22 protein-coding genes are annotated in these 24,459 nt (G+C 74.7%); 4 read left to right on the forward strand and 18 right to left on the reverse strand.

Annotated features, from left to right (window positions below; genetic code table 11):
* Positions 1-299 precede the first annotated feature (299 nt).
* A complete protein-coding gene (locus tag ACZ4UX_RS33010) occupies positions 300-2,672 on the forward strand; it encodes an immune inhibitor A domain-containing protein (protein ID WP_465709332.1) in 2,373 nt (790 codons plus the stop codon).
* A 417-nt stretch (positions 2,673-3,089) separates the two neighbouring features.
* Here ACZ4UX_RS33010 and ACZ4UX_RS33015 read toward each other — a convergent pair whose 3' ends face one another.
* From ACZ4UX_RS33015 to ACZ4UX_RS33035, 5 genes are read right to left on the reverse strand one after another with little or no spacing between them, the layout of a single operon-like run.
* Positions 3,090-4,103, reverse strand: a complete 1,014-nt coding sequence (locus tag ACZ4UX_RS33015) for an ABC transporter ATP-binding protein (RefSeq protein ID WP_329486897.1) — start codon at positions 4,101-4,103, stop codon at positions 3,090-3,092.
* Positions 4,100-5,098 (reverse strand): ABC transporter ATP-binding protein, encoded by a 999-nt coding sequence (locus ACZ4UX_RS33020; RefSeq protein ID WP_465709333.1) that lies wholly within the window; start codon positions 5,096-5,098, stop codon positions 4,100-4,102. The genes ACZ4UX_RS33015 and ACZ4UX_RS33020 overlap by 4 nt, the downstream gene beginning before the upstream one ends.
* On the reverse strand, positions 5,098-6,084 hold the full coding sequence (locus tag ACZ4UX_RS33025) for an ABC transporter permease (RefSeq protein WP_465709334.1): 987 nt from the start codon (positions 6,082-6,084) through the stop codon (positions 5,098-5,100). The genes ACZ4UX_RS33020 and ACZ4UX_RS33025 overlap by 1 nt, the downstream gene beginning before the upstream one ends.
* On the reverse strand, positions 6,081-7,040 hold the full coding sequence (locus ACZ4UX_RS33030; RefSeq protein ID WP_465709335.1) for an ABC transporter permease: 960 nt from the start codon (positions 7,038-7,040) through the stop codon (positions 6,081-6,083). The genes ACZ4UX_RS33025 and ACZ4UX_RS33030 overlap by 4 nt, the downstream gene beginning before the upstream one ends.
* 13 nt (positions 7,041-7,053) lie before the next feature.
* Positions 7,054-8,805, reverse strand: a complete 1,752-nt coding sequence (locus tag ACZ4UX_RS33035) for an ABC transporter substrate-binding protein (protein WP_465709336.1) — start codon at positions 8,803-8,805, stop codon at positions 7,054-7,056.
* Positions 8,806-9,019: 214 nt separating this feature from the next.
* On the opposite strand from ACZ4UX_RS33035, the gene ACZ4UX_RS33040 reads away from it, so the two are divergent.
* Positions 9,020-10,495, forward strand: coding sequence for an aminopeptidase P family protein (locus ACZ4UX_RS33040; protein ID WP_465709337.1), 1,476 nt, complete (start codon positions 9,020-9,022; stop codon positions 10,493-10,495).
* A 30-nt stretch (positions 10,496-10,525) separates the two neighbouring features.
* Here the strand turns inward: ACZ4UX_RS33040 and ACZ4UX_RS33045 are convergent, their stop codons facing one another.
* The 5 genes from ACZ4UX_RS33045 to ACZ4UX_RS33065 all read right to left on the reverse strand — a co-directional run bounded on the left by ACZ4UX_RS33045 (position 10,526) and on the right by ACZ4UX_RS33065 (position 13,939).
* Complete coding sequence (locus ACZ4UX_RS33045; protein ID WP_465709338.1) at positions 10,526-10,681, reverse strand: helix-turn-helix domain-containing protein; 156 nt, start codon at positions 10,679-10,681, stop codon at positions 10,526-10,528.
* An 11-nt stretch (positions 10,682-10,692) separates the two neighbouring features.
* Positions 10,693-10,854 carry a hypothetical protein gene (locus ACZ4UX_RS33050; RefSeq protein ID WP_465709339.1) on the reverse strand — a complete coding sequence of 54 codons (162 nt, stop codon included), beginning with the start codon at positions 10,852-10,854 and terminating at the stop codon, positions 10,693-10,695.
* A gap of 142 nt (positions 10,855-10,996) precedes the next feature.
* Positions 10,997-12,025 (reverse strand): nitronate monooxygenase, encoded by a 1,029-nt coding sequence (locus ACZ4UX_RS33055; RefSeq protein ID WP_465709340.1) that lies wholly within the window; start codon positions 12,023-12,025, stop codon positions 10,997-10,999.
* 61 nt (positions 12,026-12,086) lie between these two features.
* On the reverse strand, positions 12,087-12,734 hold the full coding sequence (locus tag ACZ4UX_RS33060) for a response regulator transcription factor (protein ID WP_359807237.1): 648 nt from the start codon (positions 12,732-12,734) through the stop codon (positions 12,087-12,089).
* Positions 12,731-13,939, reverse strand: coding sequence for a sensor histidine kinase (locus tag ACZ4UX_RS33065; protein WP_465709341.1), 1,209 nt, complete (start codon positions 13,937-13,939; stop codon positions 12,731-12,733). Before ACZ4UX_RS33065 ends, ACZ4UX_RS33060 begins: the two co-directional genes overlap by 4 nt.
* Before the next feature lie 186 nt (positions 13,940-14,125).
* Between ACZ4UX_RS33065 and ACZ4UX_RS33070 the strand changes: the two genes are divergently transcribed.
* Positions 14,126-15,202, forward strand: a complete 1,077-nt coding sequence (locus ACZ4UX_RS33070) for an ABC transporter permease (RefSeq protein WP_465709342.1) — start codon at positions 14,126-14,128, stop codon at positions 15,200-15,202.
* Positions 15,199-15,879, forward strand: a complete 681-nt coding sequence (locus ACZ4UX_RS33075) for an ABC transporter ATP-binding protein (protein WP_465709343.1) — start codon at positions 15,199-15,201, stop codon at positions 15,877-15,879. Before ACZ4UX_RS33070 ends, ACZ4UX_RS33075 begins: the two co-directional genes overlap by 4 nt.
* A 1-nt stretch (position 15,880) precedes the next feature.
* Here ACZ4UX_RS33075 and ACZ4UX_RS33080 read toward each other — a convergent pair whose 3' ends face one another.
* The 8 genes from ACZ4UX_RS33080 to ACZ4UX_RS33115 all read right to left on the reverse strand — a co-directional run bounded on the left by ACZ4UX_RS33080 (position 15,881) and on the right by ACZ4UX_RS33115 (position 24,441).
* Positions 15,881-16,477, reverse strand: a complete 597-nt coding sequence (locus ACZ4UX_RS33080; RefSeq protein ID WP_465709344.1) for a Uma2 family endonuclease — start codon at positions 16,475-16,477, stop codon at positions 15,881-15,883.
* A gap of 103 nt (positions 16,478-16,580) precedes the next feature.
* On the reverse strand, positions 16,581-17,294 hold the full coding sequence (locus tag ACZ4UX_RS33085) for a GntR family transcriptional regulator (RefSeq protein WP_352290960.1): 714 nt from the start codon (positions 17,292-17,294) through the stop codon (positions 16,581-16,583).
* 183 nt (positions 17,295-17,477) lie between these two features.
* The gene (locus tag ACZ4UX_RS33090; protein WP_465709345.1) at positions 17,478-18,533 is read right to left on the reverse strand and encodes an ornithine cyclodeaminase family protein; all 1,056 of its coding nucleotides are present in this window, start codon (positions 18,531-18,533) and stop codon (positions 17,478-17,480) included.
* The gene (locus tag ACZ4UX_RS33095; RefSeq protein ID WP_396489531.1) at positions 18,530-19,558 is read right to left on the reverse strand and encodes a proline racemase family protein; all 1,029 of its coding nucleotides are present in this window, start codon (positions 19,556-19,558) and stop codon (positions 18,530-18,532) included. Before ACZ4UX_RS33095 ends, ACZ4UX_RS33090 begins: the two co-directional genes overlap by 4 nt.
* Positions 19,558-20,931 (reverse strand): aldehyde dehydrogenase family protein, encoded by a 1,374-nt coding sequence (locus ACZ4UX_RS33100; RefSeq protein WP_465709363.1) that lies wholly within the window; start codon positions 20,929-20,931, stop codon positions 19,558-19,560. The genes ACZ4UX_RS33095 and ACZ4UX_RS33100 overlap by 1 nt, the downstream gene beginning before the upstream one ends.
* A gap of 22 nt (positions 20,932-20,953) precedes the next feature.
* Positions 20,954-21,958: a proline racemase family protein gene (locus tag ACZ4UX_RS33105; RefSeq protein WP_329486915.1), complete on the reverse strand. Its 1,005-nt coding sequence runs from the start codon at positions 21,956-21,958 to the stop codon at positions 20,954-20,956.
* 89 nt (positions 21,959-22,047) lie between these two features.
* Positions 22,048-22,911, reverse strand: a complete 864-nt coding sequence (locus ACZ4UX_RS33110; protein ID WP_380387401.1) for a dihydrodipicolinate synthase family protein — start codon at positions 22,909-22,911, stop codon at positions 22,048-22,050.
* A 117-nt stretch (positions 22,912-23,028) separates the two neighbouring features.
* Complete coding sequence (locus tag ACZ4UX_RS33115; protein ID WP_465709364.1) at positions 23,029-24,441, reverse strand: FAD/NAD(P)-dependent oxidoreductase; 1,413 nt, start codon at positions 24,439-24,441, stop codon at positions 23,029-23,031.
* Between the last annotated feature and the right edge of the window lie 18 nt (positions 24,442-24,459).

Here is a 24,459-nt window from a genome sequence, read left to right on the forward strand (position 1 = left end):
CCGCCTGCGCCCCGGCCGGTACGGCGGAGCCTGCGACGGGGGATCAGGACCCGGGCCGGGCCGGATGATCCGGCTGCCTCCGGCCGCCCGAGGCCCCCCCCCCCCCCCCCCTTCCACCCCCCCCCCCCCCCCCCCCCCCCCCCCCCCCCCCCCCCCCGCGTCCGGCCCGTCGCCCCGTCCCATCCCTTCCGTGTGACCCATGACATGTGAAATATTACCTGCGCTCCACCGACTGTTTCCCGACTCCACCGACTCCCCCGACTCCCCCGACCACCCACCGTCCGGAAAGGACCGGTCAGTTGCGCAGACTGTCCGCGGCACTCGCGGCCGCGCTCACCACGAGCGCGATAGCGGCCTCCCTCCTCGGCACCCCCGCCCAGGCCGCTCCCCCCTCCCCCGCCCTCACCGCGGCCGCCGCCGCCCAAGGCGCCGAGGAGGGCGGCGCCGAGGCCCCGCCCGGCCCGCTCGCCCCCCAGGAACGCGAGCGCCAGTCGCTTCGCACCAAGGCCCTGGAACAGGTCAACAAGGGCTCCGTGGCCAAGACTTCGCAGAAGCGGGCGCCCGCCAGGGTGAAGATCGGCAACGACTACGTCCAGCTCGCGCAGCAGCGCACGGACAAGGTCTTCGTGATCCTCGCCCAGTTCGGCGACCAGGTGGACAACACCACCGAGTACAACGGGCAGCCCCGCTACGGCGGCACGCCCGGCCCGCAGCACAACACGATCCCCGAGCCGGGCAGGAGCGACAACCACACGCTCTGGTCCAAGGACTTCGACCGCGACTACTACCAGCAGCTGTTCTTCGACGACGCGCCCGGCGCGGTCTCGATGCGCAACTACTACCGCACCCAGTCCTCCGGCCGCTACGACGTCGAGGGCACGGTCAGCGACTGGGTCACCGTGCCGTACAACGAGGCCCGGTACGGCAGCAACAAGGGCCCCCAGGGGTCCGGCGCCTGGACGCAGGGGCAGGAGTTCGTCCGGGACGCGGTCAAGGCCTGGTACGACGGCGAGGTCCGCAAGGGCCGCTCCGCCGCGGACGTCAAGGCCGAGCTGGCCCAGTACGACGTCTACGACCGCTACGACCACGACAAGGACGGGGAGTTCAGCCAACCGGACGGCTACCTGGACAACGTCATCGTGGTGCACGCGGGCGTCGACGAGACCTGGGGCGGCGGGGCGCAGGGCGCCGACGCCCTCTGGGCGCACCGCAGTTGGGCCTTCCCGGACCCGGCCGGCCAGACCGGCCCGGTGGGCAACCGGATCGGCGGCGCCCCGGTCGGCGACACCGGCCTGTACGTCTACGACTACGTGCAGGGCGGCGAGAACAGCGGCGTCGGCCTGTTCGCCCACGAGTTCGGCCACAACCTCGGCCTGCCCGACCTGTACAGCACCAGCGGCGGCGACAACAGCGTCAACTTCTGGTCGCTGATGTCCTCCGGCTCGTACCTCGGCAAGGGCAGGAACACCACCGGCGGCTACCCCGGTGACCTCGACGCCTGGAGCAAGCTGCAGTTCGGCTGGCTCGACTACGACGAGGCGCAGGCCGCCACCCGCTCCAGCCACGCGCTCGGCGTCAGCGGCTACAACACCGACCAGGCCCAGGCGGTGCTGGTGCACCTGCCCGACGGCACCACCAGCACCGACCTGGCCGACCCGAACCAGGGCGCCCACCACTGGTGGAGCGGGACGGGCGACAACCTGGACAACTCGCTGGCCCGGACGGTCGACCTGCGCCCGGTGAGCGGACCGGTCACGCTGACCGCCGCCACCTGGTACGACATCGAGCAGGACTACGACTTCCTCGCGGTCGAGGCCTCCACCGACGAGGGGAAGACCTGGAAGGCGCTCGGCGGCACCGTCGACGGCACGCCGATCGGCAACACCACCGCCAACACCCCCGGTCTGACCGGCACGTCCGGCGCCTACCGGCAGCTGTCCGTCCCGCTGGACGGCTACGCGGGGCAGCAGGTCCGGCTGCGCTTCCACGTCACCTCGGACAACAACACCCACGGCCGCGGTGTCCTGGTCGACACCGTCCGGGTCGCCGCCGGCGCCACCGAGCTCTTCGCCGACGGCGCCGAGAACGGGGCCAACGGCTGGACCGCGACCGGGTTCTCGGTGGTCACCGGCCGCACCGCGGTCACCTCGCACCCGCGCGCCTACCTGGTGGAGAACCGCCGGTACGCGGGCTACGGCGCCTTCCTGAAGACCGGCCCGTACAACTTCGGGTACACGGGCGTCGACGGCAAGAAGGACATCGTCGACACCTACCCGTACCAGGAGGGCGTGCTGGTCTGGCTCTGGGACACCGGGTACGGCGACAACAACACCAAGGACCACCCCGGCGGCGGGCTGATCCTGCCGGTCGACGCCCACCCGGCGCCGATCCGGTTCGCCGACGGCACGCTGGTCAACGCCCGCGCGCAGACCTTCGACGCGACCTTCTCGCTGAAGCGGACCACCGGCTTCACCCTGCACAAGGCCGGTGTCCCGGTGCGGATCGGCGCCGAGCCGGCCGTCGCCGCCTTCAACGACCGCACGGGGGTCTACTCCGACCCCGCCACGCCGCAGCTCGGCGTCAAGGTGCCGGACACCAACACGAAGATCGAGGTCGTCCGCGAAGCCCAGGACGGCCGGATCACCACCGTCCGGGTGGGCCCGGCCTCCTGAGGCCCGCCACCCGCGCGCACCGCACCACGGGCCGTGGCCCCCGGATCCGTCCGGGGGCCACGGCCTCGCGTCGTCCGGGGCCGGGCGCTCCCGCAGAGGCGGCCGGGCTCCGCGACCCGCCGGCCGCCCGGCCCGCACCGACCACGCCAGGCACGCCGGGCACAGCGTCCGCACCGGGCACCGCCCCCACCCCCGCCCCCACCGGCCCGCGAGACCCCCGCGCCCCGACCGCAGAAGGCCCGTACCCACCAGCGGGTACGGGCCTTCGAGACGTTGGAACCCGGTCGGACGCGGCCCTCAAGAGGTTCCCCGCCGCGCCCGACCGGGGGTCGGGAGGAGGGCCCGCGGACGGGCCCCCGGGGTGCCGCCGGACCGCCCGGCCCGCAGGCGGGCAGGGGTGGTCCGGTGGCCGGAGCGTCAGGCCTCCGGGAAGTGGCAGGCCGCCTGCCGGGTGCCCGGTCCGGCGATCCGCAGCAGCGGACGCTCCGTCCGGCAGAGCTCCTGGGCCTTCGGGCACCGCGGGTGGAAGCTGCACCCGGACGGCGGGTTGGCCGGGCTCGGCGGGTCACCGAGCAGCACGATCCGCTCGCGCGCCCGCTCGGCGGCCGGGTCCGGCAGCGGCACCGCGGAGAGCAGCGCCCGGGTGTAGGGGTGCGCGGCGTTGCCGTAGACCTCCGCCTTGTCGCCGATCTCGACGATCCGGCCGAGGTACATCACGGCGACCCGGTCGCAGACCCGCTTGACCACCGAGAGGTCGTGCGCGATGAAAACGTACGCCAGGCCGAGCTCGTCCTGGAGCCGCTCCATCAGATTGACCACCTGGGCCTGGATGGAGACGTCCAGCGCGGAGACCGGCTCGTCGGCGATGACCAGCCGGGGCGAGGTGGCCAGCGAGCGGGCGATGCCGATCCGCTGGGCCTGGCCGCCGGAGAACTCGTGCGGGTAGCGGTCCAGGTGTTCGGGGATCAGTCCGACCAGCTCCATCAGCTCGGCGGCCCGCTTGCGCGCCCCGGCCGCGCCGGCGCCCTGGACCAGCAGCGGCTCGGAGATGATCCGGGCCACCGTCTGGCGGGGGTTGAGCGAGGAGTACGGGTCCTGGAACACCATCTGGAGGTGCCGCCGGTGCGGGCGAAGCGCGGCCTGCGACAGGCCGCCGATCTCGGTGCCGTCGAAGGTGACGGTGCCCGCGGTGGGGTCGAGCAGCCGGACGATCATCCGGCCGGTGGTCGACTTGCCGCAGCCGGACTCCCCGACCAGGCCGAGCGTCTCGCCCTGGGCGACGTCGAAGCTCACGCCGTCGACGGCCCGGATCGGGGCGCCGGCCCGGCCGGTGCGGCTGCGCCGGCCGGGGAAGGTCTTCACCAGGTCCCGGACGGACAGCAGCGGCTCGGCGGAGCGCGGCCGGTCGGCCGTCAGCGGTCGGTCGTTCATGAGCGGGCTCCCAGCGGCACCAGCGGCAGGTGGCAGGCGGCCTGGTGGCCGAGGGCGAGCGGGCCGAACGCGGGGCGCTCGGCCAGGCAGCGGGCGTGCTCCTCGGCGGTGGCGGCGCTGGTGCGGGCGCAGCGCGGGGCGAAGGTGCAGCCGGGGGCGGGGGCGATCAGCGACGGCGGGCTGCCGGGGATGGCCCGCAGCGGGGCGTCGTCGGTGTCGTCGAGGCGGGGCAGCGAGTCGAGCAGCCCGCGGGTGTACGGGTGCGCGGGGGCGCCGAACAGCCGGTCGACGGGGGCCTGTTCGGCGGCCCGGCCGCCGTACATCACCAGCACCTCGTGGGCAACCCGGGCGACCACGCCGAGGTCGTGGGTGATCATGACGACGCCGAGGCCGCGGTCCTGTTGGATGCGGGCGATCAGGTCGAGGATCTGGGCCTGGACGGTGACGTCCAGGGCGGTGGTGGGCTCGTCGGCGATCAGCAGGTCGGGTTCGCAGGCGAGCGCCATGGCGATCATCACGCGCTGGCGCATGCCGCCGGAGAACTGGTGCGGGTACTCGTCGACCCGGCGGGCCGGCTCGGGGATGCCGACCTCGCCCAGCATCTCCACGGCCCGGGCGCGACCGGCCCTGCGGTCGGCCCTGAAGTGCACCCGGTAGTGCTCGGCGATCTGCTCGCCGACGGTGTAGAAGGGGTGCAGGCTGGACAGCGGGTCCTGGAAGATCATGGCGATCCGCCGCCCCCGGACGGTGCCCAGCTGCCGCTCCCCCAGGCCGTTCAGCTCCTGTCCGGCCAGCCGGATCGAGCCGGTGACGGCGGCGCCGCGGTGCAGGCCCATCACGGCCAGCGAGGTGACGGACTTGCCGCTGCCGGACTCCCCGACCAGGCCGAGGGTCTGCCCGGACGCGACGGTGAAGGAGATGCCGTCGACGGCCCGGACGGTGCCGCGCGGGGTGTCGAAGGAGACGGCGAGATCCTCGACCTCCAACAGTGCCATCAGTACCTCACTCTCGGGTCGACGTAGGCGTAGAGCAGGTCGACCAGCAGGTTCGCCGCGACGATGAAGAAGGCCGCGAGCAGGGTGACGCCGAGGATGACGGGCTGGTCGGAGCGGATCAGCCCGTCGTAGAAGAGTCGGCCGACCCCGGGCAGACCGAAGATCGACTCCGTGATGACGGCGCCCGCGAGCAGTCCGCCGAGGTCCATCCCGAAGATGGTGAGGATGGGCGTCATCCCGGAGCGCAGCCCGTGCTTGACCGTCACGGTGAAGGCGGGCAGGCCCTTGGCGCGGGCGGTGCGGATGTACGGCTCGGCCATCGTCTCGATCATCGAGTTGCGGCTCTGCCGGGCGTACATGGCCGCGTAGAGCAGGGCCAGCGCGATCCAGGGGAGCAGCAGGTTGGAGGCCCAGCCGAACGGGTCCTCGGTGAGCGCGTGGTAGGACGGGTAGGGCAGCAGGCCGGCGGTCCGCACGACGCCCCAGATCAGCATGATCGAGGTGAAGTAGACCGGCAGCGAGGCGGTTCCGACCGACAGCACCATCAGGGTGCGGTCGGTGAGGCCGCCCTTGCGCAGGGCCGAGGTGATGCCGGCGCCGAGGCCGAGGACCAGCCAGAGCGCCGCCGCGCCGAAGGCGAGCGAGACGGAGACCGGCAGGCGGTCGGTGAGCAGGTCCCAGACCGGCAGCCCGTACTCGTAGGAGTAGCCCAGGCAGGGGAAGCCGCAGTGCACGGCGCTCGGGCCGCTGCCGTAGTCGCGGCCGGCGAAGATGCCGCCCAGGTAGCTGCCGAACTGGTCCCAGACCGGCGCGTCCAGGCCCATCGCCGCCTTGACGGCGGCGAGCCGCTCGGGGCTGCAGGTCTTGCCGCAGGCGGCCGCGGCCGGGTCGTTGGGCAGCAGGTAGAAGATGGTGAAGGTGATGGCGCAGATGGCGAGCATGATGCCCGCGACGCCGATCAGCCGGCGGCCGAGGTAGATGATCACGACCGGCCTCCCCGGGGGTCGAGGATGTCGCGCAGCGCGTCACCGAGCAGGGTGAAGGCGAGCACCGCGATGAAGAGGAAGACCGTCGGGATGAGGAAGTAGGTCGGATCGGTCTCGTAGTGGAGGATGCTCTCGGCGATCATCTGACCCCAGGACGCGGTGGGCGGGCGGACGCCGACGCCGAGGTAGCTGAGGGCGGCCTCGGTGGCGATCATGCCGGGGATCAGCAGCGTGGTGTAGGCGATGATCGGGCCGGAGACGTTCGGCAGGATCTCCCGGGTGAGGATGCGCCAGGAGCGCGCGCCGCCGACCTTGGCCGCCTCGACGTACTCGCGGTGCTTGAGCGAGAGGGTCTGGCCGCGGACCACCCGGGCGATGCCGGGCCAGCCGAACAGGCCGATCACCAGGGTCATCAGCAGGATCCGGTTGACGTCCTTGGCCACCGACATCATGGCGATCATGAAGATCAGCGAGGGGAAGGACATCGTGAGGTCCATCAGCCGGGAGAGCGCCGCGTCGACGCGGCCGCCGAAGTAGCCGGCCACGATCCCGGCCAGGGTGCCGGCGATCACGACCAGCGCGGTGGCGGTGAACGCGATCAGCAGGGAGACCTGCCCGCCGTGCAGCACGCGGGCGAACAGGTCGCGGCCCGAGCCGGGTTCGACGCCGAACCAGTGCCGGGTGCCGATCCCGCCGAAGGCGCCGATCGGCGTGCCGCCCATGTAGGGGTCGATGGCGCGCTTGTCGAACTCCTCGGGGGTCCAGCCGCCGAGCGAGCTCAACGGGCCGGCCAGGGCCGCCGCCAGGACCAGCACGGCGACGGTGATCAGGCCGAACCGGGCCGAGCCCTGGGCCCACAGCCGCTCCCCGACGAGCCGCCAGGGCCCGCGCCCGGCGGCCTCCGCGGGGCCCGCCGCCGTGTCCTCCACGGCGGCGGGGTCAGTGGTAGTACTCATCGCTGACGTTCCCTCAGCCCTGGCTCTTCGCAGGGTCCTTGAGGCCGACCACAGCCATGTCGATCATACCGGCGTAGCCGGAGTTGCCGAACGCGCCGGCCACGTTGGTACCGACCAGCAGCGGGCGGCGCTGCCACATCAGCGGCACGGCGGGGGCCTTCTTCACCAGGTCCTCGTCCAGCTGCTTCCAGGCGGCGTTGGCCTCGGCCAGGTCGGTCATGGCCGCGATCTGGTCCATCCGGTCCATCGTGGCCTGGTCCCGGAACTGGCTGTAGTTGCCCTGGTTGCCCTTCTCCTTGATGGTGCGGCCGTCGAAGAGGAACGGCAGGAAGGTCGCGGCGGACGGGTAGTCCGGGCACCAGCCGTTGATGGTCAGCTCGGGGGCGTTCTTGGTGTCGCCGACGGTGTCGGAGAAGGCCGACGCGTCCACGGTGTTCACGGTGACCTGGACGCCGGCCTTGGCCAGCGACTGCTGGAGCGCCTCGCCGCGGCTCTTGTCACCGATGGACACGAGGAGCGAGACCTTGAGGTCGGTCTTGCCCGCCGCCTTGAGCAGGTCCTTGGCCTTCTCCGGGTCACCGGCGGCCGGGATCTTCAGCGGATCGGCCTTGGCCCCGGCGGTCAGCGAGGGCGGCAGGAAGGAGGTCGCGACGTCCGCCATCGCCGGGCCGCCGAAGGCGGTGACCTGGGCCTCGCGGTCGACCGCGTACATCATCGCCTCGCGCACCTTCGGGTCGTCGAAGGGCGCCTTGGCGGTGTTCAGGTACAGCATGTCGGTGCAGCCGGTCTGCTCGGCCACCATGCGGGCCTTGACGTCCGCCTTGGGCAGCACCTTCGAGACGGACTCGTGCTGCATCCACGGCATCTCGATGGTGGAGGCGTCGGCGCCGTCACTCGCGATGACCCGGTCGTCGGCCTGGCCGCCCTTGAGGCCCTGAGTGACCACGATCTTGTCCGGGTACGCCTTGCGGACCGTGTCGGAGGCCTGGTCCCAGTTGGTGTTGCGGACCAGCACGAGCTGCTTCCCGCGGTCGTAGGAGGCGATCTTGTACGGGCCGGAGGAGAACGGCCGCGAGTCGTACAGGGTGCCCTTCTCCTGCGACTGCGGCACGGGCGAGAAGGTCGGCAGGGTGGCGGTGTACGAGAACTCGGCGACCGGGCGCTTCAGGTGGAAGACGATGGTCTTGTCGTCCGGCGTCTCGATGCTGGGCAGGTGCTCGCCGTTCAGCGGGCCCTTGTAGTTCTCGCCGCCGGCCAGGTACTGGATGGCGTAGTCGGGGCCACCGGTGAGGTCCGGGGCGAAGGACCGCTCGACGTTGTACTTGACGTCGGCGGACTTGATCGGGCTGCCGTCCTCGTACTTGAGGCCGTCGCGCAGGGTGAAGGTCCAGGCCTTGCCCCCGTCGGAGGACTTGCCGAGGTCGGTGGCGAGGTCCGGGACGATCTCACTGCCGGCGCTGCCCGGCTCGGACTTGAAGGTGACCAGCGTGCGGTAGATCAGCCGGGTGCCGAAGTCCATGTGCGGCAGCACCCAGTTGCGGGCCGGGTCGAGGTGCGCGAAGTCCTGGTTGGTCAGCACGGTGAGCGTGCCGCCCTTGACCGGGGAGCCGCCGACGATGGAGCCGGCCGCCGCGCCCGGGCCCTTGGTTCCGGCGGCCGTGGTGTCACCGGCGGTGTCGCTCTTGTCGTTCTTGCAGGCCCCGAGGCCGAGGGTGAGTGTCGCCGCGAGGGCCGCCGCGAGGGCGGCGTGGGTGCGCCTGTTCATGTGCAACTCCGCAGTGGGGGGCCGCCGTTGATGGCCCGTCGTCCGACCCCGGAGGTGATCCGGGGATCGACCGGGAGGGCGCCTCGACAGGTCTGGCCGCTCCGCGGTGTGACCCGTAACATAGTAATGTGAAATTGCACTGCACAAGAGATGACGCGTCCCGTTATCGAGCTGTGTCCGTGCCACCCCGCCGCCCCGCATAGGAGACCCCCCGGTGACCCTCCGTCAGACCGGTCTCAACACCAGCAGCCACGACCTGCCGACCTCCCCCGCCCTGGAGGCCTACATGGCCACCGCCTGGGCCCCCACCCCGCTCGCCGACGACCGGCGCGTCCCCGGGTACGCCGCCATGCCCGGCCGCCGCGCCCGGCTCTCCGCCGCCTTCCCCGGCGAACGCCTGATCGTCCCGGCCGGCGAGCTCAAGGTGCGCAGCAACGACGACGACTACCGGTTCCGCCCGCACAGCGCCTACGCCTGGCTCACCGGCCTCACCGGCGAGGACCAGCCCGGCCACATCCTCGTCCTGGAACCCGCCGGCCCCGAGGGCCACGAGCCCGTCCTCTACCTGCGCCCCCGCTCACCGCGCGGCGGCGACTCCGCCCGCGGCGGCGAGTTCTACCGCGACCGCCGCTACGGCGAGTTCTGGGTCGGCCGCCGCCCCGACCTCGCCGAGGCCACCCGCCTCACCGGCCTGCGCACCGAGCACCTCGACGACCTCGACAAGCTGCTCACCGGACCGCAGCCCGCCACCCGCGTGCTGGCCGGCGTCGACACCGCCCTGGACGCCGCCACCGACCGGCCCGGCTCACCCGCCCGGCGCGCGGACGACGCCGCCCTCGCCTCGGTGCTGTCCGAGCTGCGCCTGGTCAAGGACGCCTGGGAGGTCGAACAGCTCCAGCTCTCCGTCGACCACACCGTGCTCGGCTTCCAGGACGTCGTCCGCGCCCTCCCCGCCGCCCTGCGCCACCCGCGCGGCGAGCGCTGGATCGAGGGGATCTTCAATCTGCGCGCCCGCGCCGAGGGCAACGGCACCGGCTACGACACCATCGCCGCCTCGGGCGCCCACGCCTGCGTCCTGCACTGGATCCGCAACGACGGCGCGCTCGACCCGAACGCCCTGCTGCTGCTCGACGCCGGCGTCGAGACCGACACCCTGTACACCGCCGACATCACCCGCACCCTTCCGCTGAGCGGCACCTTCAGCCCCGCCCAGCGCCAGGCCTACGACCTGGTGCTGGCCGCCCAGGACGCCGGCATCGCCGCGCTGCGCCCCGGCGCGCGGTTCCGCGACTTCCACCTCGCCGCGATGCGGGTCTTCGCCGAGGGCCTCGCCGACTGGGGCGTCCTGCGGATCCCCGCCGAGCAGGCCCTCGCCGAGGACAGCGGCCTCTACCGCCGCTACACCCTCTGCAGCAGCGGCCACATGCTCGGCCTGGACGTGCACGACTGCGCCAAGGCCCGCGCCGACACCTACCTCGACGGCGTCCTGGAGGAGGGCCACGTCCTCACCGTGGAGCCCGGCCTCTACCTCCAGCCCGACGACGAGACCCTCCCGCTGGAACTGCGCGGGCTCGGCATCCGCCTGGAGGACGACCTCGTCATCACCGCCGACGGCGCCCGGCTGATGTCCGACGCACTCCCCCGCACCGCCACCGCCGTCGAAGCCTGGATGGCCGAACTGCTCGCCTGACCACCACCGCGCCACGGGCAGGGGGCCGGCTCAGGCCACCTTGACCGTCCGGTCCCCCTGCCGCACGGTGACTTCCACCTCGCCGCCGATCGCCGCCGCGTAGGCCCGCAGGTTGTCCAGGCTGTCCACCTGCCCGTGCTCGATCTGCGACACCCGCGCCTGGCTCACCCCGAGCAGCCCCGCCACCTCCTTCTGCGTCAGCCCACCTTCCGCCGCAGCTCCGCCAGCTCGTGACCACGGATCCGCGCCAACGACTCCTGCCGCATCCGCGCCCGCTCCGCCTCCGCCTCCGGCGTCGCCGGCGCGGGATTGCGCCGCTGCGCCTCGGCCCACACCTCGGTCCAACTACGACCCTTCATGCGCGCGCTCCCTCACCGGCCCATTCCCCCACACCGGCCCGGCCGTAGCGCGACTCCGCCGTCCCGCCACCCTCGCGGGGGATGACACGGCCGGCTCTTCGCGCCCCCGGTGTGCGCCCGGTGGGGCGAGTGGCCGTCCGCCTCAGCCCCGGGCCGCCCGCCACAGCTCGCCGACGATCTCCGCGGCCGGGCCGCCGCGGGCCGCGCGGTGGCCGGTGCCGGCCCACAGGTGCATCGCCGCGGTGTCCGCCTGGGCGGCCGCCGCCGCCCGCAGCGGCTGGGTGAGGTGGTGCACCTCCGGGTAGGCGGCCGGGGCGTACGGCTCGTACCGGTCGATGAACGCGTTGCGCAGCCCGCGCGCCGGGCGGCCGGTGAACGCGCGTGTCACCACCGTCTCCGGGAGTTCGGTCAGCGCGGCCCGGTGCGCCGCGTTCGCCCCGGACTCGTCCGCGCGCAGCAGCGCCGTCCCCACCTGGACGGCCACCGCCCCGGCCCGCAGCGCGGCCGCGACCACCGGCCCGTCGGCGAGCCCGCCCGCCGCGATCAGCGGCAGCGCCGTCACCGCGCCCACGGCGGGCAGCAGTCGGAGCAGCGGGACGTCCCCCGGCCGGTCCGCCACGCCGTGCGTGGCCCGGTGGCCGCCCGCCTCCGGGCCCTGCACGCAGAGGGCGTCCACCCCGACCGCCTCGGCGCGGCGCGCCTCCTGCGGCGTGGTCACGGTGGCGATCTGGTGGATCCCGGCCGCCCGCAGCGCCCGCGCCTCCTCGGGCGAGGGCAGCCCGAAGGTGTACGACACCACGGGGACGGCCGGCGCCCCGGCGAGCAGTGCGGCGATCTTGGCGTCCCAGTCGTCGCGGTCCGGCGCGATCTCCTCCGGCAGGCGGACATCCAGGCGCCGCGCCTCCGGCAGCAGCCGCGCGCGGTAGGCGGCGACGGCCCCCGGATCGCCGGGCGCGGCGGGCACGAAGAGGTTCACGCCGAACGGCCGGTCGGTCAACTCGCGGACCCGGTCGATCTGTTCGACCATCGCGGTGGCGCTCCGGTACCCGGCGGCGAGGAACCCGAGGCCCCCCGCCGCGTTCACCGCGGCGACCAGCTCCGGGGTGGTCGCCCCGCCTGCCATGGGCGCGGCGATGACGGGCACGGCGAGTTCGTCGAGGCGGACGGCCATTCCGGGTTCCTCCACTGCGCGTGACGGCTTCGGGCTCCGCCCAACCCTACGCCCGCGGCCCTCAGGCCCCCCGGCGGATCAGCCCCCGCGCCCGCGCCTCGCGGACCGCCGCCGTCCGCGAGTCCACCCCCAACTTGGCGTAGACGTGCACCAGATGGGACTTCACCGTGGCCTGGCTCAGATGCAGCCGCTGGCTGATCCCCTGGTTGGTCAGCCCGTCCGCGACCAGTCCCAGCACCTCCGTCTCCCGCGCGCTCAGCGCCGCCGACGGCGTCCGCATCCGCTCCAGGAGCCGGTCCGCCACCGCCGCCGCCAGCGCCGTCCGCCCCTGCGCGGCCGAGCGGACGGCCCGGGCCAGCTCCTCCGGCGGCGCGTCCTTCAGCAGGTACCCGGTGGCCCCGGCCTCCAGCGCGGGCAGGGTGTCCGCGTCGCTGTCGTAGGTGGTGACGATCAGCACCCGGGGCGCCGCCGCCCGGGCCGTGATCGCGGCGGTGGCCTGGGCGCCGTTCATCGCCGAGCCCGGCCCGAACTGCAGGTCCATCAGCACAACGTCCACCTCGACCTCCGCCGCCAGCTGCACGGCCCGTTCGGCGGTGGCGGCCTCGGCGACGACGACGAAGTCCCGCTCGCTCTCCAGGACGGCCCGCAGCCCGGCCCGGACCACCGGGTGGTCGTCGGCGAGCAGCAGGCGGATCACGGCGTCGGTCACGGGGATTCCTCGGTGGCGGGGGCGACGGGCAGCAGTACGGCGAGCGCCGTCCCCTCTCCCGGGGCGGACTCCACGGCGAAGGTACCGCCCAGCGCCCGCGCCCTGGCCCGCATGGACGGCAGGCCGAAGCCGCCGTCCCCGCCGGCGTCGGCGGCCGCCCGCGCCGGGTCGAAACCCGCCCCGTCGTCGAACACGTCCAGCGCGACCTCGCCCTCCATGTAGCTGAGCGTCACCTCGGCGTGCGAGGCCTTCGCGTGCCGCACCGTGTTGCCCAGGGCGGACTGCGCGATCCGCAGCAGCGCGACCTCGTGCGGCACCGGCAGCCGCACCGGGTCGCCCGAGACGTGCAGCCGGACGGGCAGGCCGGCGTGCGCGGTCGTGGTGGCGCAGAGCCGTTCGAGGGCGCCGGCCAGCGAGCCGCTCTCCAGATCGGGCGGGGTCAGCGCGCGGACGAAGCGGCGGGCCTCGGCGAGGTTGTCCTGGGCCGCCCGACGGGCCTGTTCGACGTAGTCGGCGGCGGCCTCGGTCCGGTCGGGCAGGGCCCGCTGGGCGGCCCGCAGCAGCAGCTGGATGCTGGACAGGCTCTGGGCGAGGGTGTCGTGGATCTCCCGGGCCAGCCGTTCGCGCTCGGCCAGCACACCGGCGGCGTGGTGGGCGGCGTCGAGGCCGGCCCGGGCGGCGGTGAGCTCGTCGATCAGCCGGCGGCGCTCCTCGCTCTCCCGGTAGAGCGCCTGGTAGCCGAAGACGGTGACTACGGCGACGGCCGCACCGAGCGTGGGCCCGATCGCCGCGGCGAAGCCGACGGTGTGCTGGTGCCAGGACCACGCGACGACCGCGGTGACGGCGGTGACGGCGACGGCCACCAGCCCGCCCCGGCGGCCGAGCAGGTGCAGCTCCAGGAAGTACAGCGGGAAGGCCAGCCAGACGCCGTCCTGGGTGGTGGTCAGCACTCCCGCCCAGGTCACACCGAGCAGGGCCAGCCAGAGGACGGTGGACCACCGCGACCGCCGGACGGCCCCGACCAGCGGCCCGGCCGCGTACACCGCGGCCATCGCGGAACCGGCGGCGACGACGGCCGCCGCCTCGGCGCCGCGGCCGACCACCGCACGGGCCACGGCGAGTGCGAGCAGGCCCGCCACCAGCAGGTGCAGGCAGACCTGGAGCACGCGGGCGACAGGGGTGGTTCGAGGTCGTTCGGTCGCCATCCGTCCAGCCTAGGGTCCGTACCGCCCGGACGGATCAATCGAAAGGTTGAACTCCGCCTCTCCCCTTCGATGCCGAGGTTCCAATCCCGCGCGCGATGCCCGACGGCCCCCTTCCGCGGGACGGTGGTGAGCGTCGCCGCCGCTGCGGAAGCCGCGGCGGGACCCGAGGAAGAGGAGAGCCCGGACGTGTTCGTCGCCTGGAGGGACCTGCGGTTCGCGAAGGGGCGGTTCGCCCTGATGGGAACCGTCGTCGTGCTGATCACCGTACTGGTCGGCCTGCTGTCCGGCCTGACGGCCGGGCTCGGCCGGCAGAACGTCTCGGCGATCACCGGCCTGCCCGCCGACCACCTCGCCTTCGCCGTCCCCGCCGACGGGCAGCGGCTCTCCTTCACCGACTCCCAGGTCACCCCCGAACAGTGGCAGGGCTGGGCGCAGGCCCCCGGGGTCACGGCCGCGCAGCCGCTCGGGATCACCACCACCAAGGCCGCCGCCGGGCAGCGCACCACCGCGCTCTCCGCCTTCGGCGTACCGGACGGCTCGCCGCTGGCCCCGCGGGGCGATGCGGTCGGCCCCGGCCGGGCCGTGCTGTCGCAGGCCGCCGCCGAGGAGCTCGGCGGGCTGCGTCCCGGCGCGGCCTTCACCCTGGCGGGCCGCCCGCTCCAGGTCGCGGCGGTGGCCGGCGACGCCTCCTTCAGCCACACCCCGGTCGTCTGGACCAGCCTCACCGACTGGCAGGCGGTCGCCCCGGGCGGCGCCGGGCACGCCACGGTGATCGCCCTAACCACGGCCCCCGGCGCGGACCTCGGCACGGCGGACGCCCGGTACGGCACCGAGACCCGGAGCCGGGCGGACGCGCTCGCCGCGATCGGCTCCTACACCTCGGAGAACGGCTCGCTGCAACTGATGCGCGGCTTCCTGTTCGCCATCTCGGCGCTGGTGATCGGCGCCTTCTTCACCGTCTGGACGATCCAGCGCAGCGGGGACGTCGCGGTGCTGAAGGCACTCGGCGCCTCCACCCGCTACCTGCTCACGGACGCGCTCGGCCAGGCGGTCCTGCTGCTGGTGCTGGGCACGGCCGCCGGCACCGCGATCGCGGTCGGCGCCGGCACCCTGCTCGGCTCGGCGGTGCCGTTCGTCCTGGACGCCCCGACCGTCCTCGTCCCGGCCGTCGTGATGATCGCGCTCGGCGCGGTCGGCGCGGCCCTGTCCATCCGCCGGATCACCTCCGTCGACCCGCTGACCGCCCTGGGGAGTGCCCGATGAGCCTGCACCTCGACCGCGTGACCCTCACCTACCCGGACGGCGAGGGCCGGCTGACCGCGCTGGACGACGTCTCGCTGACCGTGCCGAAGGGCTCGATCACCGCGGTGGTCGGCCCGTCCGGCTCCGGCAAGTCCAGCCTGCTGGCGGTTGCCGCCACGCTGACCGCCCCGGACACCGGCCGGGTGGTGGTGGACGGCGTCGAGACCACCGGACTGAACCGCGCCGAGCTGACGGCGCTGCGTCGCGGCCGGATCGGCATCGTCTTCCAGCAGGCCAACCTGCTGCCCTCGCTCACCGCCGCCGAACAGCTCCAGGTGATGGCCCACCTCGACGGCCGCTCCCCGCGCAGCGCCCTCCCCCGCGCGCTGGAGCTCCTGGCCGCCGTCGGACTGCGCGACCAGGCGGCGCGCCGACCGCACCAGCTCTCCGGCGGTCAGCGCCAGCGCGTCAACATCGCCCGCGCCCTGATGAACGACCCGACGGTGCTGCTGATCGACGAGCCCACCAGCGCGCTGGACCACGAGCGCGGCGCCGCCGTGATCGACCTGATCACCGAACTCACCCACCGCCGCGCCACCGCCACCGTGCTGGTCACCCACGACCGGGCCCACCTCACGGCCGTCGACCGCGTCGCCGAGGTCCACGACGGCCGGCTCACGGTGCCGGCGGCGGTGTGAGCTACTTCTGGGGCCCCAGCATCCCGTCCACCGAGAAGGTCACCGCCGCCCCGATCGACCCCGGCAGCGTGAACGACTGCCCGGGACGGTGGACGGCGTGCACCCGGTACTCGCCGTCCCGCGGGTCGGTCAGCACCAGTACCCGCCCGTTCGTCCGGTCGACGATCACATAGACGGGGACGCCTGCGGACGCGTAGGCGGAAGGCTTCTTCTTCAGATCGTCGCTCAGGTTCGAGGAAGTGACCTCCAGCACGAGCCGAAAGACCGCGGGATCGTAGCTGTTGCGATCGACCAGATGGTCGGCGTAGTCCGCGTCGACCACCGACAGATCGGGGATGGCGAAGTCGGACGGACCGTCCGGCAGCCAGAGGCCCATCCCCTGGATTACGCGGGTCGTCTCCCCGTGAAGGCCCGCCAGGAGGAGCGGAATGCTGATGCTCGTCAGGGCATCGCCGTGCTGGCCATTGGGCGGCGGCGTCACTGTGATCTGACCCCCGATGATCTCGACTCGGTGCCCCACCAGCTGATTGGAGATCAGCTCAGCGGCTTCGAGCAGCGTCAGCTGCTCACCGGGTTCTTCCACTGTTGCGGCGGACATGGAGTTCCTCCTGACTGCCGAATGTCGAGAGCATCATCGTAGAGCGCCTGCCCCGCCCGCCGCCCGATCGTCGGTCTTCACCCGAACGAGCGGTCCGGGGCCGTTACCGGGCCCGCAGCCGCAGGGCCGGGCGGGCCTCCTCCTCGGCCTCCTCCTGGCCGGCCGCCCAGAGCGAGCGGACGTGGCCGAGGTGGCGGGACATGCAGGCCTCGGCGGCCTCCGCGTCGCCGGAGAGCATCAGGTCGAGCAGCTCCAGGTGCTCCTCGGCGGAGGAGACCAGCTCGCCGCGCTGGTCGAGGCGGTTCAGGCCGTAGAGCCGGGAGCGCTTGCGCAGGTCCCCGACGACCTCCACCAGGCGGGCGTTGCCGGCCAGGCCGAGCAGGTCGAGGTGGAACTGGCGGTCCGCCTCCAGGTAGCCGATCAGGTCGTGCTTGCGGGCGGCGGCCACGATCGCCTCCGCCTGCGGGCGGAGCGCCTCCAACTGCTCGGCGGTGGCGGTGCGGGTGACCCGGCCGACGGTCGGGACCTCGATCAGGGCGCGGATCTCGGTGAAGTCGTCGAGGTCGCGTTCGGTCAGCTCGGTGACCCGGAAGCCCTTGTTGCGGACGGCCTCGACCAGGCCCTCCCGGGCGAGGTCGAGCATCGCCTCGCGGACGGGGGTGGCGGAGACGCCGAAGTCGGCGGCGAGCGCGGGCGCGGAGTACACCACGCCGGGGCGCAGCTCGCCGGAGATCAGTGCGGCGCGGAGGGCGTGGGCGACCTGGTCGCGCAGCCGCTCCTGCACGGAGATCAGGGTGCGGGCTTTGAGGTCGGCCATGGTGTTCCTCCGGATGGGTCGCAGAACACCAGCGTACAATGTCACGTTACGTTGAGTGTGCAACATTTCGTGATTCGGACAGCCGGCGGCGGCCGCGTGCCGGCGGGCCCATCGTGGCAGTGGCCGCCGCCCGTCGCAACGGTCGGCGGCCCACCCCGGCGGGGACCTCCACCCCCGCCCCGCTCAGCCCCGCCGGTGGACCTCCGCCGCGACGGCGAGGTCCTGCCAGGCCATCCCGACGCTCTTGAAGAACCGCGGCCGGTCGCTCGGCACCGGCACCTCGCCGCGCACCAGTTCGGCCAGGTTCCAGAGCGGACCGGCGCCGGTGACCCCCGCCATCAGCAGGTCCCCCGCCTCCCGCAGCGCGGCCGCCCGCGCCTCCACGTAGAGCTCGGCCCGGCCAACCAGCACCGCGTCCACCTCCCGCGCGTCCGGCTCGTGCGAGCCGACCGCGGCCACCGCCGCGTGGTCGGGCACCAGCGCGCCGTCGAACAGCGGCGTACGCGCGGTGGTGCAGCAGACCACCAGGTCCGCCTCGGCCACCGAGGCGGCCGTGCCCACCGCGGCCGCGAGCCCGAGCCGGCGCGCGTACCCGGCCAGCGCCTCGGCGGGCGCCTCACTGCGGGCCACCACGGTGACCCTGGTCAGCGGCCGGACGGCGAGCAGCGCGTCCAGGTGCCCGTACGCCTGCGGGCCGGCCCCGAACAGGACCAGGTGCGCGGCGTCCGGCGCGGCGAGGCGCCGCAGCGCGACGGCGGTGACGGCGGGCGTGCGCAGCGCGGTGAGCGCCGCGCCGTCGAGCAGGGCGACGGGCCGCAGGGTCGGGCCGTCCAGCAGCAGGTAGCTGCCGGTGATCCGGGGCAGGCCGAGGGCGGCGTTCCCGGGGGCCACCCCGGCGATCTTCACCCCGGCGTACTCGGCCGTGGCCGCCGGCATCAGCAGCAGTTCGCCCGCCGGCACCGGTACCGCCGACCGGGCGGGCCCGGCCTCCGGGTCGAGCCCGGCCAGCAGCACCCGCTCGATCGCCTCGGCGGCCCGGGCCGGGCCCAACGAGCCGACCGCGCCCGCCCCGACGACGTGGACCGGCCCGGCTTGGGAAACAGGCCCGGCCTCGGAAACCGGCCCGGCTTCGGGAACAGGCGCGGCCGCGCCCGGCCGGTCGGAGCCCGGCGCGACGCGCTGGAGCGGCTCAGCCGCCGCGCCGGGCAGCAGGAGGGGTTCGGAACGGCGGGCGGTCACAGCAGGAACCCCGTCCCCAGCGTGTCGTCCGGGTCGAGCAGGAAGGTGTGCTCGCCGGTGCGGTGGGCGGTGCCGGTGACCTCGGTGACCACACCGGCGCCGAGCGGGTCGCCGCCGGGCAGCACCCGGCCGGTGAACACCGTCCCGATCAGCGACTCGTGGCGCAGTTCCCCGCCCGGGGCCAGCCGCCCCTCGGCGGCGAGCACGGCGAGGCGCGCCGACGTCCCGGAGCCGCACGGCGAGCGGTCGATCTGGCCGTCCGCGAAGACGGTGACGTTGCGCTGGACGGGCCCGGCCGGGCCCTCGGGCAGCTCGTCGTGGAGGATCACCCCGTAGACCCCCGAGAGCCGCGGGTCGGTCGGGTGCCGGACGGCCGGCGAGTCGGCCAGGGCGGCCCGGATCTCCCGCCCGACGGCGGTGAGTTCGGGCAGCAGCCCGGGCTCGACGGCGAGCCCCAGCGCGGCCGCCGGCACGCTGGCGTAGCAGGCGCCCGCGTGCGCGACGGCCACCTCCACGGTGCCGCGCGAGGTCCGCACGGCCAACTTCGGCGCGCTGACGACGGCCGGTACGTTGCGGAAGGTCACCCCGGTGGTCCGCCCGCCCGCGCGGTGCACGGCGGCGGTGACCCGCCCGGACGGCACGTCGATCCGCACCCGGGCCACCCCGTCGTCCGGGGCCCGGACCAGCCCCGAGTCCACCGCCCAGGCGCCGAGCGCGATGGTGCCGTGGCCGCAGGCGGTGGAGTAGCCGTCCTTGTGCCAGAAGAGCACGCCGAGGTGCGCCTCGTCGTCGTCCGGCGGCACCAGGAAGCCGCCGTACATCCCCGCGTGCCCGCGCGGCTCCCGGACGAGCAGTCGCCGCACCTCGTCGAGCGGGCCCGGCCGGGGCGCGGTGGCCGTGCCGCCCGCGCCGATCGCGACGGCCCGCCGCTCGGCGACGCTGTCCCCGGGCACGCCGGGGGCGCCGCCGACGACGATCCGGAACGGCTCGCCGGCGCAGTGGTAGTCCACGGCGCTGACCCGCATCACGCGCCACCGGCCGGGAGGACGCTGACGGTACGGCTCGCGGTGTAGAAGTCGAGCGCGGCCGCGCCCTGTTCGCGCTCGCCGTGGCTCGCGCCCTTGGCGCCGCCGAACGGCAGGTGGAAGTCGACGCCGCTGGAGGGCGCGTTGATCCGGATCATGCCCGCGTCCAGCCGGTCCGCGGCGGCCAGCGCCACGTCCAGGCTGCGGCTGTGCACCGAGGTGGCCAGCGAGTGCGGGGTGCCGTTGGCGAGCGCGATCGCCTCGTCCAGGTCCGCGGCCGCCAGCAGGACGGCCACCGGTCCGAAGAACTCCTCGCGCCGCAGCGGGTGTTCGGCCGGCACGTCGGCGAGCAGGGTCGGCTCGACGTACCAGCCGGGCCGCTCCGGGACGCCCCCGCCGGTGAGCACGGTGGCCCCGGCGGCGCGGGCGGACTCGACGGCCCCGGTGAGCCGGTCCCGGGCGGCGGCCGAGATGACCGGCCCGCAGGCCGCGTCGTCGACCAGGCCGAGCGCCTTCACCAGGGCGGCGCGCAGCGGCTCGTAGGCCGCGCCGACGGCGATCACCCGGCTGGTGGCGGTGCACTTCTGCCCGGCGTACCCGGCGATGGCGGCCGCCAGGTGGGCGGCGGCCTGCTCGGGGTCGGCGTCCGGCAGCACCAGGGCCGCGTTGAGGCCGCCCAGCTCGGCCTGGACCGGGACGCCGCGCTCGGTGGCGGCCCGCACCACGGCCCGCCCGACGCCCGTCGAGCCGGTGAACGACACCACGTCCGCCGTGTCGACCAGCGCCGCGCCCTCCTCCGCCCCGCCCGGCAGCACGGTGAACACGCCCTCCGGCAGACCCGCCGCCGAGGCCAGCTCCGCCAGCCGCAGCGCGCAGGCGGTGGCCTCCGGCGCGGGCTTGAGCGCCACGGTGTTGCCGACCGCCAGCGCCGGCGCGGCCTTCCAGGCCGGGATCGCCAGCGGGAAGTTCCACGGCGTGATCAGCCCGGCCACCCCGTACGGGCGGCGGCGGGTGAGCAGCAGGCCCTCGCCGGCGGCGGTCTCGTGGACGGCGCCGGCGGGCGCGTACGGCGCCTGCGCGTAGTAGCGCAGGATCGCCGCGGTGCGGCCGACCTCGCCGCGCGCCTCGGCCACCGGCTTGCCGACCTCGCGGACGATCAGCGCCGTCAGCTCCTCGGCGCGCTCCTCGACCGCCCCGGCGAACCGGGTGAGCGCGGCCGAGCGCGCGGCGGCCCCGGCGGCGAGCCAGCCGGGCTGCGCGGCCCGGGCCCGCCCGACGGCGGCCCGGACGGCTTCGGCACCGGGCGCGTCGACCTCGGCCACGAGGTCCTCGGGATCGGCGGGGTTGTACGAAAGGATCGTCACAGCAGGCAGCCCTTCGGGGTGTTCAGGCGGTTCAGAGCAGGAACCCGGCCGGGAACGGGTCGCTCGGGTCGAGGAAGTACTGGGCGGTGCCGGTGATCCAGGCCCGGCCGGTGACGGTCGGCACCACGGCGGGCCGCCCGGCCACCTCGGTCTCCTCGACCAGGCGGCCGGTGAAGGTCGTCCCGATGAAGGAGTCGTTGCGGAAGTCCCGCCCGAGCGGGAGTTCGCCCCGGGCGTGCAGCTGGGCCATCCGCGCGGAGGTGCCGGTGCCGCACGGCGAGCGGTCGAACCAGCCGGGGTGGATGGCCATCGCGTGCCGGGAGTGCTCGGCGGTGGAGCCGGGCGCGAGCAGTTGGACGTGGTGGCAGCTGTGGATCGACGGGTCCTCGGGGTGCACCGGCCGGTCCGGGCCGCCGTTGACGGCCTCCATCAGGGCGAGTCCGGCGTCCAGGATGTCCTGCTTGCGCTCGCGCTCGAACGGCAGCCCGAACTCGGCGAGCGGCAGGATCGCGTAGAAGTTGCCGCCGTACGCGAGGTCGTAGCCGACCGTGCCGTACCCGGGCACCTCGATCTTGCGGTCCAGGGCGACCGCGTACGAGGGCACGTTGCGGATGGTCACCGCGGTGGCGGCGCCGTCCTCGACCCGCACGTCGGCGGTCACCAGCCCGGCCGGGGTGTCCAGCCGCACGGTGGTGACCGGCTCGACCACCGGCACCATGCCGGTCTCGACCAGGACGGTGGCCACACCGATGGTGCCGTGGCCGCACATCGGCAGCAGGCCGGAGACCTCGATGTAGAGCACCCCGAAGTCGGCGTCCGGGCGGGTCGGCGGCTGGAGGACGGCGCCGCTCATCGCGGCGTGGCCGCGCGGCTCGTACATCAGCAGCGTCCGGAAGTGGTCGAGGTGCTGCTGGAAGTGCACCCGGCGCTCGGCCATGGTGGCACCGGGGATGACACCGAAGCCGCCGGTGACGACCCGGGTCGGCATGCCCTCGGTGTGCGAGTCGACGGCGTGGAACACGTGGCGGCTGCGCATCTGGTGGCGACTCCCGTCGGGGGTGGATGGGGTGGTGGGCCGGGCCGGCTGCCCCAGCAGCCGGCCGCACCCGGTGGCAGCGGGGTCGGTTACCCGAGCCCCTCGGCCAGCGCCTTCTCGGTGGCCGCGCGGACGGCCGCCTCGATCTCCGGGCCGAGCGGCAGCCGCGGCTCGCGGGTGGGACCGCCGGGGCGGCCGACGATGTCCATCGAGAGCTTGATCGCCTGGACGAACTCGGTCTTGGAGTCCCAGCGCAGCAGCGGGTGCAGGGCCTTGTAGAGCGGCAGCGCGACGTCCAGGTCGTGGGCGACGGCGGCCTGGTACAGGGCGACGCTCGCGGCCGGCAGGGCGTTCGGGTACCCGGCGATCCAGCCGACCGCGCCGGCCAGGGCCAGCTCCAGCAGCACGTCGTCGGCGCCGATCAGCAGGTCGAGCCCGGGGGCCAGCTCGGCGATCTCGTACGCCCGGCGGACGTCGCCGCTGAACTCCTTGACGGCGACGATCGAGCCCTCGCCGTGCAGCCGCGCCAGCAGCGCGGGGACGAGGTCGACCTTGGTGTCGTACGGGTTGTTGTAGGCGACGACCGGCAGGCCGGCCTTGGCCACCTCGGCGTAGTGCGCCCGGACGGCGTCGTGGTCGGCGCGGTAGGCGTTCGGCGGCAGCAGCAGGACGGAGCCGGCGCCCGCCTCGGCGGCCTGCTCGGTCCAGCGGCGGGACTCGGCACTGCCGTACGCGGCCACCCCGGGCATCACCCGGGAGCCGTCGCCGGCCGCCTCGACGGCGACCTCGACGACCTTGGCCCGCTCCTCGGCGGTGAGCGTCTGGTACTCCCCCAGGGAGCCGTTGGGGACGACGCCGTCGCAGCCCGAGTCGATCAGCCAGCGGACGTGCTCGGCGTAGGCGTCGTAGTCGACGGAGTGGTCCGGGCGCAGCGGGATCGTGGTGGCGACCATGATGCCGCGCCAGGGACGGGTGGTGTCGTGCGGGGTGTGGGACACAGCTGACTCCTTGGTGAGGTGTGACATTTTATTAGACGTCGCAGGCGGAGACAAGAGCCCCGCGCCACGTGTTCAGGGGGCCGGCGGACCGGCCGCGAGCTGCGAGAGCGGGACGGGGCAGGACAGCGGGCGGCTGTCCGCCCGCGACTCGCCGGCGCCGGAGAGGCAGGCCACCGCCGGACCGCACATCCGGCCCTGGCACCAGCCCATCCCGGCCCGGGTGAGCAGCTTGACGGTCCGCGCGTCGCCCGCGCCGAGCTCCTCCACCGCCTCGGTGATCCGGGCCACCGGCACCTCCTCGCAGCGGCAGACGTCGGTGTCCGGGCGCAGCCACCCCGTCCAGCCGGGGCCGGGCCGGTGCGCCGCCGCCATCAGCTCGGCGAAGGCGCGCAGCCGGGCACGGCGGCGCAGCAGCGCCGTCCGGGCCGGGGCCCCGGCGACCGCGTGGGCCGCCAGCTCCCCCTCGGCGATCGCCAGGTCGGCGCCGCCGACCCCGCAGGTCTCCCCGGCCGCCCAGAGGCCGGGGAGGGTGGTCCGCAGCCGGGCGTCCACCGCGAGGGCGACGGCCCCGTCGGGCGTCGTCCTGGTCGCGGCGCCCAGCTCGGTGGCCAGCTCGATCTGCGGCAGCAGCCCGTGGCCGACGGCGAGCGCGTCGCAGGCGATCCGGCGCTCGGTGCCGGGCACCGGCCGCCAGTCGGCGTCCAGCCGGGCGACGGTGACGGCCGTGACCCGGTCGGTGCCGTGCGCCTCGACGACGGCGCTGCGCCGGCGCAGCCGGACCCCGTGGCGCAGCAGCGCGGCGCCGTGGCCGGCGCCCTCGACGAGCTTGGCCGGGACGGCGGCCAGCACGTCGGGGCGCCGCGCGTAACCGAGGTAGCCGGTGGCCTCGACCACCTCGGGCACCTCCGCCCCGGCGGTGACCAGCGAGGACGCCGCCGCGAGCAGCAGCGGCCCGCTGCCGGCCACCACGATCCTCCGGCCCGGCAGCACCAGGCCCGCCTTGAGCATGGCCTGCGCCCCACCGGCGGTGACCACCCCGGGCAGCGTCCAGCCGGGGAACGGCAGCTGCCGCTCATAGGCGCCGGTGGCCAGCAGGACGGCGGCGGCCCGGACGGTGGCCCGCTCGTCGGCGGCCGGCCCGAGGGTGGCGTGCACCGCCCAGCCGGTGTCGGCCGGGCGCTCCAGGGCCCAGACCTGGTGACCGCCCAGGAGGTCCACCCGGCCGGTGCGGCGGTGGACCGCGAGCCGGTCGGCCAGCCCGGTGTAGACGGACCAGCCGTGGTGCAGCCGGTCGGGCCGGGTGGCGCCCAGCCCGGGCGCGGGGTGGCGGTAGTACTGGCCGCCGGTGCGCGGGCCGGCGTCGAGCAGGGCGCAGCGCAGGCCGAGGTCGGCGGCGGCCACGGCCGCGGCGAGGCCCGCCGGGCCCGCACCGATCACGGCGAGGTCGTAACCGCCCCGCTCGGCGGGCCCGGACGCCGCGGACAGCCCGGACGGCTCGGACGC

This window comes from Kitasatospora sp. NPDC028961 (assembly GCF_055564815.1).

Excerpts from the sequence above, each read along its gene's own strand:
- ACZ4UX_RS33035 (WP_465709336.1), bottom strand. The coding sequence starts at position 8,805 with ATGAACAGGCGCACCCACGCCGCCCTCGCGGCGGCCCTCGCGGCGACA.
- ACZ4UX_RS33075 (WP_465709343.1), top strand. The coding sequence starts at position 15,199 with ATGAGCCTGCACCTCGACCGCGTGACCCTCACCTACCCGGACGGCGAG.
- ACZ4UX_RS33065 (WP_465709341.1), bottom strand. The coding sequence starts at position 13,939 with ATGGCGACCGAACGACCTCGAACCACCCCTGTCGCCCGCGTGCTCCAG.
- ACZ4UX_RS33095 (WP_396489531.1), bottom strand. The coding sequence starts at position 19,558 with ATGCGGGTCAGCGCCGTGGACTACCACTGCGCCGGCGAGCCGTTCCGG.
- ACZ4UX_RS33050 (WP_465709339.1), bottom strand. The coding sequence starts at position 10,854 with ATGAAGGGTCGTAGTTGGACCGAGGTGTGGGCCGAGGCGCAGCGGCGC.
- ACZ4UX_RS33015 (WP_329486897.1), bottom strand. The coding sequence starts at position 4,103 with ATGAACGACCGACCGCTGACGGCCGACCGGCCGCGCTCCGCCGAGCCG.
- ACZ4UX_RS33080 (WP_465709344.1), bottom strand. The coding sequence starts at position 16,477 with ATGTCCGCCGCAACAGTGGAAGAACCCGGTGAGCAGCTGACGCTGCTC.
- ACZ4UX_RS33020 (WP_465709333.1), bottom strand. The coding sequence starts at position 5,098 with ATGGCACTGTTGGAGGTCGAGGATCTCGCCGTCTCCTTCGACACCCCG.
- ACZ4UX_RS33055 (WP_465709340.1), bottom strand. The coding sequence starts at position 12,025 with ATGGCCGTCCGCCTCGACGAACTCGCCGTGCCCGTCATCGCCGCGCCC.
- ACZ4UX_RS33030 (WP_465709335.1), bottom strand. The coding sequence starts at position 7,040 with ATGAGTACTACCACTGACCCCGCCGCCGTGGAGGACACGGCGGCGGGC.
- ACZ4UX_RS33110 (WP_380387401.1), bottom strand. The coding sequence starts at position 22,911 with ATGGTCGCCACCACGATCCCGCTGCGCCCGGACCACTCCGTCGACTAC.
- ACZ4UX_RS33105 (WP_329486915.1), bottom strand. The coding sequence starts at position 21,958 with ATGCGCAGCCGCCACGTGTTCCACGCCGTCGACTCGCACACCGAGGGC.
- ACZ4UX_RS33085 (WP_352290960.1), bottom strand. The coding sequence starts at position 17,294 with ATGGCCGACCTCAAAGCCCGCACCCTGATCTCCGTGCAGGAGCGGCTG.